This window comes from Proteus sp. G2618, assembly GCF_009915995.1.
Lineage (GTDB): Bacteria > Pseudomonadota > Gammaproteobacteria > Enterobacterales > Enterobacteriaceae > Proteus > Proteus terrae.
Genome location: NZ_JAABNI010000026.1, coordinates 116298 through 129711, shown reverse-complemented (window position 1 = coordinate 129711; position 13414 = coordinate 116298). Strand labels below are relative to the sequence as shown.

Below are 13414 nucleotides of genomic sequence, written 5' to 3'. Positions count from 1 at the left end.
ATAAAAAACGCTGTTTATTAATTAATAAACAACGTTTCAGCAAACCAAAAATATTGATAATTAGAATGGGAATAATAGCGGGATCAAGAATACGCTAATAAACATCACAATAATGGTAAATGGCACCCCAATTTTAATAAAGTCAGCAAATTTATAACCACCAGGTTCAAGGATAAGCGTATTAACCGGAGATGAAACAGGCGTCATAAATGCTGCGGAAGCCGCGACACCAATCACCATTGCAAATGGTAATGGTGAAACATTCATTTGGTTTGCAGCAGCAATAGCAATTGGTGCCATTAATACTGCGGTTGCCGTATTCGAGATAAACAACCCGATTGATGCACAAAGTATAAATAAACATACCAACATCACTTGAGGACCGGCACTACCTGCAACATCCATTAAGCCATTTACAATAAGCTCGATACCGCCTGTTTTTTGCAATGCGGCAGCAAAAGGCATCATACCGACAATTAAAATAATACTTGGCCAATGAATAGAACGATAAGCACTTTCCATATCAATACAGCGGAATTTACCCATCAATAAACAAGCAATAAGTGCCGCAATAAAATTAGGAACTTCATTCGTTACCATTAATGCCACCATTAATGCTAACGAAAATAATGCGTGAGGTGCTTGAGATGAAGCAGGAGCAACCGTTTCAATTTCAGCAGCCAGATTTAATACGATAAAATTACGCGGTTTAGTTGATAAAACGCGAATAAGTTTCCAATCACCAATCACCAATAACACATCGCCAAGGCGTAATGGCTCATCGACTATTTTACCCGGCAAGGCACTTCCTTCGCGACGGATCGCAACGACATTTAAGCCATAACGAGTACGGAATTTTATCTCTCTTAATGATTTGCCTAATAACTCTGAGTCTGGATTCATGGATACTTCAGCAAGACCTACATCACGGGATTGTTCAGAGAAATATTCTCCTCGTAATACCATCGGCTCTAACATCTGTTCACGGCAAAACTCACGTAAATCGACATCACTGGCTGACATATCTATCAATAAAACATCACGTTCTCTTAATTCAGTACCACCGGTTGCGCTAACCATAACACGCCGAAACCGCCTCCAACGTTCGATACCAACAACGTTTGCACCATAACGAGAACGTAAATGTAATTCATCAAGTGAATGGCCTATTAGCGGAGAACCTTTACGAATGGCTAAACGACGAGCACGTCCTGCTAATTGATAATCACGAATAAGATCACGGAAAGTTCGACGATAAGCCTCTTTTTGCTTACCATTATCGTTGTTTCCTAGCCACCGACGTACCACCAGCATATATAAAATGCCTGCGAATAAGACGGCAATACCAATAGGTGTAATGGAGAAAAATTGAAAACTTGGCAATCCTTCTCTGACTAATTCACTATTAACAACCATATTAGGCGGTGTCGCCACTAAGGTCATTAATCCACTGATAAGGCCCGCAAAACCTAGTGGCATCATTAAACGACCTGGTGATGTTTTCATGCGAGCAGCAACGCTCAGCACAACAGGAATAAAGATAGCTACCACGCCTGTTGAGCTCATGAAAGCCCCTAAACTTGCAACACATATCATTAATAGCACAAGCATTTTAACTTCACTGCTACCCGCGACACGTACAAGCCAGTCACCCATTTGATAAGCCACGCCTGTTCTCACTAACCCTTCGCCAATAACAAAAAGGGCTGCAATAAGTAATACGTTAGGATCACTAAATCCTACTGTGGCTTCATTTAATGTGAGTGTACCGCTAAGAACGAATGCGATGATGACGAGTAAAGCGACCACATCCATGCGGATTTTGTTGGTCGTAAAAAGCACAATAGCTATCAATAGCAGGCTTAAAACCCATAATAATTCGCTATTCAAAATGGCCTCGATCAGCAATAAGTGAAAACAGGTTAAGACATCAATTCACTACATTGATAAGTAGACCATTTCTACATCAATAAGTCTTCTAATATGATCAAAGAAAAGACTATCTTTTGTGCGTTATTATCACTTTTTCAGCTTGCTTCTCGATTTGAATATCATTTAAAGAATCAATAATTAAATGAATCTCATTACGGCGAGGAAGGGATAAAGGAGCATGAACAGCAACGACTTGGCATCCTGCATCTAAACCAGAGTAAATACCCGCGGCGGCATCTTCAAAAACCACACAATCTTGTGGTAATAAACCCAATTTCTTGGCACCTAAAAGATAAGGCTCAGGATTAGGCTTACCTCTACTAATACATTCTGCTGTGACCCAATGCTTAGGTTCAGGGATACCCGTGACAGATTGACGTGTTGAGGCAATAGGAACAGTGCCTGATGTAACAATCGCCCAAGGAATATTTAAGTCATTAAGGCGATTAATCAGTTCAATAGCACCCGGAAGCGGTGCTAACCCTTCGGTTTGTGTTGATTCTAATTTTTCTAACCAACGGAAAGTTTCAGTTATCTCTTGTTCGGTTGCATTAGGCATAAAATGGCGAATCGACTCAATGGCAGGTTTTCCGTGGATGTAGTCATTAATCTCTTGTGTTGATACACCTACGCGCTCACCAAATAGCGCCCAACAATGTTCAACAACCGGTAATGAATCAACTAAGGTTCCATCAAGATCAAACAGAAAACCTTTACATGTAATTGCCATATTTTATGCCTACCTTTACCTTACAATGGTGCGCTAATGATTACGCATTAAGTATTTGTTGAATTTCAACGGTGCTAAGGTGATATTGGCGAGGGCACGCTAACCAAACGTTAAGCATTCTTTGGTATTTTTCCCACATTGGTGTTTGAGAGTTAAAACCATGACTGCCACTATCGAAATGCGTGTAACGCCCTTCTGTATTCACCATAAAACGCACATAGCTAAGATAGCGGGATTCTGTCGCCGCATCAAAGCCAATAAATGCGACACGACGAGCATCAGGCATCTCTTGTTCTTTTAAGTTATCACGAGAAACTTGCAGTGCATGGTACATTTCCATGACATTAATAATGGTACGGCAAGTCTCCTCTGACATTTCATCAAAATCACGGTCTAGTTCACGTAATTGTAATCCATACCCACGTTCAATGATTGTCTGATAGCGGCGATAACGTTCAGCGTTATCAGGATCCATCATAGTCATCATTTTATATTGATTAGAGAGGATCAAGCGTTGTGCGTGTGTCATTTCCATCATTAATTCTCCAAAGAAATCATTGAGGAGAGCATGACATTAATCAAAAGTATTGAGTAGTGTTAACTACGCGTTTTTTGATCTCAACGGGGTAATTCTAAGGACAATCATGACAAACGAAGACGGTAGAACAAATGTTCTACACATCATCAAGAAAAGAGCGATCAAGTTGCTTAAAAGCACGTTTTAATAAATGGGCTAAAGAAAGGTAAGTAGGTGTTTGCTCAACAGGGGCTAAAGCGATGCCTGCTTCTTCAAATTTCTCACGAATCTCATAAAACCAGCGTAATAACGTAGCAGGAAGTGGCGTAGCTGCACGTTTACCCAACCACCATAATCCTTGCATTGGCAAGCTACAAGCAAAAAGCGCGGTTGTAATTGCAGGTCCCAAATTACCACCTAATGCAATTTGCCATGTCATTGTAAAAATGGCGATAGGTGGCATATAACGAATACCAAAGCGTGTGGCTTTGACAATACGATTTTCAGGGAAAACAGGCGCTAACTGCTTTTCAACCGGCCAGGTTTTTAAATACTCGTTACCCAAACGAAGCTTCTTAAAAAAGCCGGGGGGAGTCACTGTCGGTTCGCTCATAATGACCTCAATCAATTTCTTCTGTAACTTTTAAAAAATATCTATAAAGAATAAAAATCTTTTAGTAGAATTAAGTATATTTTGTCTTTGTTGCCTTTACTCTGTATCCTGTGCCCATTCTAAAGGTTTGTGGCAATAAAGCGCTATATTTTGTTTGCCGGCGTGATTTTCAACCCTTTTCGCCGATTTTAACGCGAAAAGCTAATGGGTGAATAAAAATCGTCCAATTAATGATTGGCAACTATAATTAGCATCAAGTTTTTTACTTTAAGCATGATGCGCGTCATTAATGTCATCATAGTAATGCGATAGGCTTTTATGATTGACGTTTTATTAACCACCGTCTTTATAATATAAAAGACACTACGACAACAAGATAAATAGGTAATTCCATGTCAAGTAAGCTGGTGCTGGTACTGAACTGCGGTAGTTCTTCTCTTAAATTTGCAATTATCAACCCAGAAAATGGTGAAGAATTCCTTTCAGGTTTGGCTGAATGCTTCAACCTTCCTGAAGCCCGCCTGAAGTGGAAAATGGATGGCCAAAAACATGAAGCTGCGTTAGGCGCAGGTGCTGCTCATAGCGAAGCATTAAACTTTATCGTAAATACTATTCTGGCTGAAAAACCAGAACTGTCTGCACAAATCGCTTCAATTGGTCACCGTATTGTTCACGGTGGTGAGAAATTCACTAAATCTGTCGTGATCACTGACGAAGTTATCAAAGGTATTGAAGCTGCTATCCCATTTGCTCCATTACATAACCCAGCTCACCTTATTGGTATTGAAGAAGCGCGTAAAGCATTCCCTCATTTAATTGAGAAAATGGTTGCGGTATTTGACACTGCATTCCACCAAACAATGCCAGAAGAAGCTTATCTGTATGCACTGCCATACAGCTTATATAAAGATCACAGCATCCGTCGTTACGGTGCTCACGGAACTAGCCATTTCTTCGTTTCTCGTGAAGCCGCTAAAATGTTAAACAAACCTGTTGATGAACTGAACGTAATCACTTGCCACTTAGGTAATGGTGGTTCTGTTTCTGCTGTTGTTAACGGTAAATGTGTTGATACTTCTATGGGTCTGACTCCATTAGAAGGTTTAGTAATGGGTACTCGTAGTGGTGATATCGATCCTGCTATCGTGTTCCATTTACACGACACTTTAGGTATGAGCGTTGAAGACATCAACAAACTGCTGACTAAAGAATCTGGTCTGTTAGGTTTAACAGAAGTCACTAGTGACTGCCGTTATGTTGAAGATAACTACGACACTAAAGCAGATGCTAAACGTGCAATGGACGTTTACTGCCATCGTTTAGCCAAATACATCGGTTCTTACTGTGCACTGATGGAAGGTCGTTTAGATGCTATTATCTTTACTGGTGGTATCGGTGAAAACGCAGCGATGGTACGTGAGTTATCTCTGAAAAAACTAGCTCTGTTAGGTTTTGAAGTGGATCATCAACGTAACTTAGATGCACGTTTCGGTAAATCAGGCACTATCACTACCGATAACAGCCGTCTTGCTGTTGTTATCCCAACTAACGAAGAGTTAGTTATCGCTCAGGACGCAAGTCGCCTGACCGCTTAAGTTCTTTGATGTACTGCCAGTGTCATGCTGGCAGTACTGTTTTACATAACGAGCAACCGATATTTAAAGAGGTTTCCGTGTCCCGTACAATTATGCTAGTCCCAACTGATACACGCGTAGGTTTAACCAGCGTCAGCTTGGGTGTTATCCGTTCTATGGAACAAAAAGGCGTTCGCCTTAGCGTGTTCAAGCCAATTGCACAACCTCGTGTAAAAGGCGCTTTAGATCAGACAACTGCGATTATCCGCTCTCACTCCACTATTCAATCATCAGAACCTTTAAACATGGATTATGTTGAGTCTCTACTCAGCTCAAACCAAAAAGATGTTCTAATGGAAGAAATTGTTGCTAGATACCATGAAAACACCGCTGATGCAGAAGTTATTCTCATCGAAGGTCTGGTACCTATGCGTAAGCATCCTTTTGCACAATCATTAAACTATGAAATTGCAAAAACATTAGGTGCTGAAATTGTTTTCGTTACTGCATTAGGTAACAACACTGTTGAACAGCTAAAAGAGCGTATCGAATTTGCGCGTGCTGAATTTGGCGGTGTAAAAAACCAAAACATCACAGGCGTTATTGTTAACAAACTAAATGCACCTGTTGATGATCAAGGCCGTACTCGCCCTGACTTATCTGAAATCTTTGATGATTCAAGTAAAGCGATTATCTCTAATGTCGATTTAAAAACCATTGAAAAAAATAGCCCACTGCCTTTACTGGGTTGCATTCCTTGGAACTTCGATTTAATCGCCACTCGTGCAACAGATATGGCAAAACACTTAAATGCGACTATCGTCAATAAAGGCGATATTGAAACCCGTCGTATTAAGTCTGTGACTTTCTGTGCCCGTAGTATTCCACACATGTTAGAGCATTTCCGTCCAGGTTCACTTTTAGTGACTTCAGCGGATCGCCCAGACGTATTAGTTTCAGCGTGCCTTGCAGCAATGAATGGCGTGGAAATTGGTGCAATTCTACTAACAGGTGGCTACCAAATCGATACACCAATCAAACAACTTTGTGAACGTGCATTCGAAACTGGCTTACCAATCTTTATGGTTAATGCTAACACTTGGCAGACCTCTTTAAATCTGCAAAGCTTTAGCTTAGAAGTTCCTGCTGATGACCATGAACGTATTGAAAAAATTCAGAACTACGTTGCTCAACATATCAATACACAATGGATTGATTCACTGACAGCTAACTCTGAACGCCCTAACCGTTTATCACCACCAGCATTCCGTTATCAATTAACAGAATTAGCACGTAAAGCGAAAAAACGTATCGTTTTACCAGAAGGTGATGAGCCTCGTACTGTTAAAGCAGCAGCAATTTGTGCTGAGCGTGGTATCGCAACTTGCGTACTGTTAGGCGATCCTGAAGAAATTCGTCGTGTAGCAACTGCACAAGGTGTTGAATTAGGCACAGGCATTGAGTTAGTCAATCCTAAAGAAGTACGTGAAATCTATGTACCTCGTTTAGTTGAACTGCGTAAAAATAAAGGTATGACAGAAGTTGTTGCTCGTGAACAGTTAGAAGATAACGTTGTTCTTGGCACATTAATGCTGGAAAAAGGTGAAGTAGACGGCCTAGTTTCTGGTGCTGTTCATACAACTGCTAACACTATTCGCCCACCACTACAGTTAATCAAAACTGCACCAGGTAGCTCATTAGTGTCTTCTGTGTTCTTTATGCTGTTACCAGAACAAGTTTATGTTTATGGTGACTGTGCAATTAACCCAGATCCAACAGCAGAACAACTGGCTGAAATCGCAATCCAATCTGCAGACTCTGCAATTGCATTCGGTATCGACCCTCGCGTTGCGATGATCTCTTATTCTACTGGTAACTCTGGTGCAGGTAGCGATGTAGAGAAAGTTCGTGAAGCGACACGTTTAGCACAAGAAAAACGCCCTGATCTGATGATTGATGGTCCTTTACAATACGACGCAGCTGTTATGGCTGATGTTGCTAAATCTAAAGCGCCAAACTCACCAGTTGCAGGTAAAGCGACTGTGTTTATCTTCCCTGATCTGAACACCGGTAATACCACTTATAAAGCGGTACAACGTTCAGCTGACTTGGTTTCAATTGGACCAATGTTACAAGGTATGCGTAAACCAGTGAATGACCTTTCTCGTGGTGCATTAGTAGACGATATCGTCTACACCGTTGCGTTGACAGCGATTCAGGCAAGCCAACAAGAAAACGCATAATTATTGAAGTTCGCTTCAAATAAAAAAACGCCAGATGATTGATTTCATCTGGCGTTTTTTATTCTACAGATTTCTTATTTGACTAAAATCCGAGGCAATCTCAAAACAGACAACTTGATTCTGTCTCCGTTATAAAGGAGTGTCAAGAGAAATGACTAAGCTTGCCCTATTAGAGCTGATTAACAGTTTTGTGTTTTGCTTTACTGAAACATGAAAGATTATGTTCTTTTAATATCAGTAGTGGCGACACCGTAGTTCAAGCTATTTTATCTTGCGATAAATAGTTTTGTGGGGGTAAATTCCCCCACAATTTCTCTCGAAAGTTATTGAGATTGGTGATCACAAACACCCTACTTTAATCCACTAACACACGCTGATTGGTCGCACCCCACAAAATCGACATCTCTGTAAATAATGCACCACTAATATCTTCAACCTCTTCAGCGGTGATCTCTGCATTACCTTGCTTACCAAAAAACACGACTTCATCCCCTGATTTGATATTTTTAAGATCAGTAATATCAACAATCACCGTATTCATTGATGTTTTACCTAAAACAGGCACACGTTGGCCACCAATTAAAGCATGCCCTGCATTACTAAAGACTCGACGATAACCATCTGCATAACCGACAGGAATATTAGCTAATACTGAGTCACGTTTTAGTGTGTAAGTGCGATCATAACCAACAGTATTTCCTTTAGGATAATAATTGATTGAGGCAATATTGGATTTAAAAGTCATAACACGTTTGTAATCTGTACTTGCGATGGTATCACCATAAAAAATCCCGCCTACACGTACCATATCTAGCCATGATTCAGGGACGGTAATTGTGGCAAAAGTATTTGCCATATGCAGAGTAACGTCTTTACGATTTAGCCCAGTAACATCCAATACCTTTTGTGATTGCTGTTTAAAACGAGCGAGATCTTCTCTTACTTTATCCGCATCTTCTTCAGGATAATGAGACATAATGCCAACCACTTTAAGGTTAGCTAATTGAGTAATTTGCTTCGCCTCTTCGAGCCCCGCATTGTTATTAACTTCTAAACCATTACGAGACATTCCACCTGAGTTTAAGGCAAGATGAATAGGGATCACTTTATTTTGTTGTTTAGCAATGGCATCTAATTTCTTAGCCATATCTAAGTTACCAATCAATTCTTCCACGTTATAGCTTGTCGCCTGAGCCATTTCTTGCTCAGTGGCATTACGTACACGCATTAAACGACCTTGAAATCCTAGATCACGAACTTCTTTTAGCTCTTGGTTATTCGTTACACCAATACATTGCACATTATTTTCAATCATAACAGGTGCAACTAATGATAAATCATGTCCATATGCATCGCCTTTTAAAACAGCACAAAGCGAGGATTTATCACCTAAAAGTGATTGGACTTTTTTCACATTAAAATCGAGCGCACTACGTGAGATTTCAATCCATGAGTTATTCACAATTACCGGTTGAACCTGAGCTGTTTGAGTCGCTGGTAGATTGTGATTAACTGGTTGTTGGCAAGCAGTGATAACAAAAAGTGGTAACAACGCAAGATATCGAATACCAAAAGACATCTTCTTTTTCCTTAGTGATTGTGATGTTAAACCTATTTTTATAATTAATTAGGTACGAAAATATACACATCGTGAATATTCACTCAGGATAATAGCATTATTATTCATAAAATAAACATATTAATTCAAAATGATATATGTATCAGCCAATGACGAAAGTGAATAGAAAAGGGAAAGAAAATTATAGGTGTGATCTCTGTAGGAAACGCCAGTCTATCCCCGTGCATACGGGGAACACTCTAATCATAATATATTGAATATATAAAAGAAATTTAAGTGCATTATTTCTACCAAAAAAATGCCCGACTGATTAAAAAGTCGAGCATCTATTAAAATTCAATAAATAAATACTATCAACGAACAATAATACCTAACAGAATACCGATAACACCGAAATCTGCATCACTAAATGTAGTGTTAGCAATACCGATATCACCAAGTACTGGTAATAGGAACACAGGTAAGAACGTGATTAATAAACCTTGAACGAATGCGCCTAAAATCGCACCACGACGTCCACCGGTTGCATTACCAAATACCCCAGCCGTTGCACCCACAAAGAAGTGAGGAACCACACCAGGAATTATTACTGTCCAATCTAAGGCATACAGAATAAACATGCCGATAACACCCGCAGCAAAGCTACTTAAAAAACCTACTAATACTGCATTAGGTGCATAAGGGAATACAACTGGGCAATCTAACGCTGGTTTTGCATTAGGGACTAACTTATCTGAAATACCTTTAAATGCAGGAACTATCTCAGCAATAACCATACGCACACCTTGCAGAATAATATAAACACCTGCTGCAAAGGTTATAGATTGCATTAACGAGAACATAAACCAGTTTTTACCACCACTGACTTCACGAACAAAAGCATCGCCCGCAAATAAACATGTAATGATAAAGATAATGCCCATAGTGAAGGCAATAGCAACTGGCGTATCACGTAAAAATAGTAAGCTTTTAGGAACATTCATCTCTTCTGTTGAATGCTCTTTATTACCAAATTTACTGCCGATAAAGCCCGCAACAACATAAGAAATAGTTGAGAAGTGCCCTAATGCAACATCGTCAGAGCCAGTGATTTTTTTCATATAAGGATGTGCAATGGCAGGGAAAAATACCATTGAAATCCCAACAACTAATGAACCAACCGCAACTAATACTGTGCCTTCTAAGCCCGCAGTTGCCAAAATAACTGCCACCATCATTGACATAAATAATGTATGGTGACCAGTTAAGAAAATAAATTTCCACGGCGTTAAACGTGCAATTAAGATATTAATCAACATGGCAAAAAACATAATTAATGCCATCTCTTTACCAAAGCTTTTTTGTGCAATAGAGACAATAGCCTCGTTATTAGGCACAACACCTTGAATACCGAATGCATGTTGGAAAATCGTTGAGAAATCACCCAGTGAGTTAATTACAAGACCTGCACCAGCACCTAAAATCACAAAACCCATAATGGTTTTTACGGTGCCTTTAATACATTCTGTAACTGGTTTTTTCTGGGCAATTAAACCAATCAATGCTATCAAACCCACTAAAATAGCCGGCTCTGAAAGCACATCACTCATTAGAAAGCGGAAAAAGTCCATGATAGGCTCCTTATAACGCGCCTAATTCACGTAATGCGGCAGAAAGCTTCTCTTTCATCGCCACTTTATCAATCATGTTGTCCAGTGAAACAACCTTTCCATTTACCGCTTGTGAATTAAGTTGCTCAGCAATATCGCGTGTACCTACATAGATATCACTTGGTGTGCCTTTTGCTGAACCCAGATCAACGTGATCCACTTCTGCATTCACAGCAAGATCTTTTAGGATGCTTTTGATGCTCATTTCCATCATTAAGCTACTACCTAAACCATTTCCACACACAACAGTAATTTTCATGATATTCCCCTTGGTAATTTAAATCGTCATTAATAGTTGTTGATAACGGCTAATACATCCGCTTTGCTTTTCGCATTAAATAGCTTTTGAATATCAGTGTCGTTATCAAAAAGTTCGGCTAATTTCATAATGGCATTAATATGGCTATCGTTATCTGTTGCAGCCAAAACAATCAGTAATTTCACAGGATCGTTTTCATCAGCACCAAACTCAACACCTTGCTCAACAATAGTTAATGCAAGAGAAAGTTGATTAACACCATCCTCAGGACGTGCATGAGGCATCGCAATGCCTGGACCTAATACATAATATGGCCCGATTTTTTCGTGTGATTTATAAATTGCATCGATATAACGAGGTTCAATACAACCTTTATCAATTAATGGCTGACACGCTACTTTAACGGCTTCTCGCCAATCGCTAACGTTTGGAACCACTTGCACCACATCCGGTGTTAATAACGTTTTAAGCATATTTGTAACCTCAATAAGACTCTTTTTGAGCTTCGTTATTAAGGATAGTAATCATTAATGGTAGCGCTATCTAGATAGATCATTCGTAATTGTGATAGCGCTATCATTTTAATGAAATGTTAATTGCAGAAAATGCCAACAATTGACACTGTATTGTTTCAGCATAATGGGAAAATTTCAGGTAGGATCTGCGGTTAATAAAATAGGCTAAGCAAGCATAATCACAAATGATCAAAACACGTAAGCGCCGAAATACAGGTCGCGTCACATTACAAGATGTCGCTAAACATGCAGGAGTCGGTTCAATGACCGTTTCTCGTGCATTGCGAACCCCTGAATTAGTTTCTGATAAGTTACGAGAAAAAGTTAATCAAGCAGTAGAAGAGCTTGGCTATATTCCTAATGCTTCAGCAGGTGCTTTAGCTTCAGCACAAAGCCATATTATTGCTGTACTGTTGCCCTCTTTTACAGATAGAGCCAGTGCGGATTTTATGCAGTCTTTGCAACAAATACTCAATCGTCATCAGTATCAAATTTTAGTCGGTTGTTATGAACATCAGCCTCATAAAGCTAGCGATGTGATCAATATGCTATTGCAAAGTAATCCTGCTGCATTGGTTGCCTTTGGTTCACAGCTTAGCCCAACTCATTTTTTACATATCAGTAATGCCAATGTGCCTGTTGTCAGTGTCGCCAGCCAATCGGATGAGCAGGCAGCAATTAGTATCGATTGTTCTTATGAGCAAGCCGCATATGATTTAACAAACCATTTAGTCACCCAAGGAAAACGTTGTATTGGCTATATTGGTGCGTTACAAGGGCAACGCCTGCACCACCAGCAAATAACAGGTTGGTCACGAGCATTACTCAAAAATTATTTAAATGCTGAACAAAGTGTCACCACACCCGATCCCGCTTCTATGGCATACGGGCGACAAGCATTAACAGAAATTTTATTGCGTCAACCAGAACTAGATGCGGTTATTTGTAGTCATGAAAGTATTGCGCTAGGTATGATTTTTGAGTGTCAACGTCGATTAATTAAGATCCCACAAGATCTAGCTATTGCTTGTTTAGAAGGCTCTGAAAATAGCGATCAGATATCTCCTTCTCTCACATCAATTCGTTTTGATTATCACAAAATGGGAAAAGAGGCGGGAAAACATCTGATAGCACTTTTACAACGTTTGAGAGACGAAGATGATAACGCTATATTCGAAGATACCGTTATCAACTATGCTTATCGATTTGAACTAGGGCAAAGTACCCCTTAATCTACTGTTTCTCTACTTTCTAGGCGTGTACTGTTGTTACGCGTTAACCAAAGAGAAAGCGCTTTTAATGAATCCGGTGTGAATTCATCACAACGTTCAGTAATTTCAGAGGGAGTTAACCAACACACTTCCTCAATTTCTTCTGCTTGCAGTGCGAAAGGCCCATGAGAAACACAACTAAACAGACTTCCCCATACACGACAACTTTCATCATCATAATAAAATTGGCCATGCTCAGCAAAAGGGACACCAGCAATACCTAATTCTTCTTCTGCTTCACGACGTGCACTTTCAAGTAAATTCTCACCTTGTTGAACTACACCACCCGCAGTAGCATCCAACCAACCAGGATAAAAATCTTTTGTTTCAGTTCTTCGCTGTGCCAAGATTTTTCCCATTCCATCATGAACCACGATATAAGTTGCTCTATGTCTTAGGTTTTCAGCTCGCATTTGTTGACGTGTTGCTTGTGCAACGACTTCATTTTTATCATCAACAATATCAACCCATTCAACCAATGCCGTCTTTTCTTGTTCCATCCTCAACAAACCTTTTTTAACCGATACTAAAC

Annotated in this window: 12 protein-coding genes; 3 read left to right on the top strand and 9 right to left on the bottom strand. The window is 39.8% G+C overall.

The annotated features are described in order from the left end of the window. Positions 1-60: 60 nt before the first annotated feature. The 4 genes from GWJ01_RS17165 to yfbV all read right to left on the bottom strand — a co-directional run bounded on the left by GWJ01_RS17165 (position 61) and on the right by yfbV (position 3792). Positions 61-1890, bottom strand: coding sequence for an SLC13 family permease (locus GWJ01_RS17165; RefSeq protein ID WP_109393053.1), 1830 nt, complete (start codon positions 1888-1890; stop codon positions 61-63). A gap of 109 nt (positions 1891-1999) precedes the next feature. Continuing rightward, positions 2000-2662 (bottom strand): sugar phosphatase, encoded by a 663-nt coding sequence (locus GWJ01_RS17160; RefSeq protein ID WP_075670624.1) that lies wholly within the window; start codon positions 2660-2662, stop codon positions 2000-2002. A gap of 40 nt (positions 2663-2702) precedes the next feature. Further along, on the bottom strand, positions 2703-3197 hold the full coding sequence (locus GWJ01_RS17155; protein WP_100158514.1) for a YfbU family protein: 495 nt from the start codon (positions 3195-3197) through the stop codon (positions 2703-2705). A 139-nt stretch (positions 3198-3336) separates the two neighbouring features. Then, complete coding sequence (gene yfbV / locus GWJ01_RS17150) at positions 3337-3792, bottom strand: terminus macrodomain insulation protein YfbV (protein ID WP_069367978.1); 456 nt, start codon at positions 3790-3792, stop codon at positions 3337-3339. A gap of 392 nt (positions 3793-4184) precedes the next feature. Here yfbV and ackA point away from each other — a divergent pair, with 392 nt between their 5' ends. Both ackA and pta read left to right on the top strand, forming a co-directional pair. After that, positions 4185-5387 (top strand): acetate kinase, encoded by a 1203-nt coding sequence (gene ackA, locus GWJ01_RS17145; RefSeq protein ID WP_109393052.1) that lies wholly within the window; start codon positions 4185-4187, stop codon positions 5385-5387. Between the two features lie 77 nt (positions 5388-5464). Then, complete coding sequence (pta, locus tag GWJ01_RS17140) at positions 5465-7609, top strand: phosphate acetyltransferase (RefSeq protein WP_161711370.1); 2145 nt, start codon at positions 5465-5467, stop codon at positions 7607-7609. 355 nt (positions 7610-7964) lie between these two features. On the opposite strand, the gene alr is transcribed toward pta, so the two are convergent. The 4 genes from alr to GWJ01_RS17115 all read right to left on the bottom strand — a co-directional run bounded on the left by alr (position 7965) and on the right by GWJ01_RS17115 (position 11569). Continuing rightward, a complete protein-coding gene (alr, locus tag GWJ01_RS17130; RefSeq protein ID WP_161711369.1) occupies positions 7965-9188 on the bottom strand; it encodes an alanine racemase in 1224 nt (407 codons plus the stop codon). 353 nt (positions 9189-9541) lie between these two features. Next, entirely contained in the window at positions 9542-10798 is a 1257-nt protein-coding gene (locus GWJ01_RS17125; RefSeq protein WP_099073795.1) for a PTS ascorbate transporter subunit IIC, read from the bottom strand. A gap of 10 nt (positions 10799-10808) precedes the next feature. Continuing rightward, on the bottom strand, positions 10809-11096 hold the full coding sequence (locus GWJ01_RS17120; RefSeq protein WP_075670616.1) for a PTS sugar transporter subunit IIB: 288 nt from the start codon (positions 11094-11096) through the stop codon (positions 10809-10811). 29 nt (positions 11097-11125) lie between these two features. After that, positions 11126-11569, bottom strand: coding sequence for a PTS sugar transporter subunit IIA (locus GWJ01_RS17115; protein ID WP_075670614.1), 444 nt, complete (start codon positions 11567-11569; stop codon positions 11126-11128). Between the two features lie 227 nt (positions 11570-11796). On the opposite strand from GWJ01_RS17115, the gene GWJ01_RS17110 reads away from it, so the two are divergent. Continuing rightward, the gene (locus GWJ01_RS17110) at positions 11797-12843 is read left to right on the top strand and encodes a LacI family DNA-binding transcriptional regulator (RefSeq protein WP_088495111.1); all 1047 of its coding nucleotides are present in this window, start codon (positions 11797-11799) and stop codon (positions 12841-12843) included. Here the strand turns inward: GWJ01_RS17110 and yfcD are convergent. Beyond that, positions 12840-13382 (bottom strand): NUDIX hydrolase YfcD, encoded by a 543-nt coding sequence (gene yfcD, locus GWJ01_RS17105; protein ID WP_072063189.1) that lies wholly within the window; start codon positions 13380-13382, stop codon positions 12840-12842. The two genes, GWJ01_RS17110 and yfcD, sit on opposite strands and share 4 nt — an antisense overlap. Positions 13383-13414: the final 32 nt, after the last annotated feature.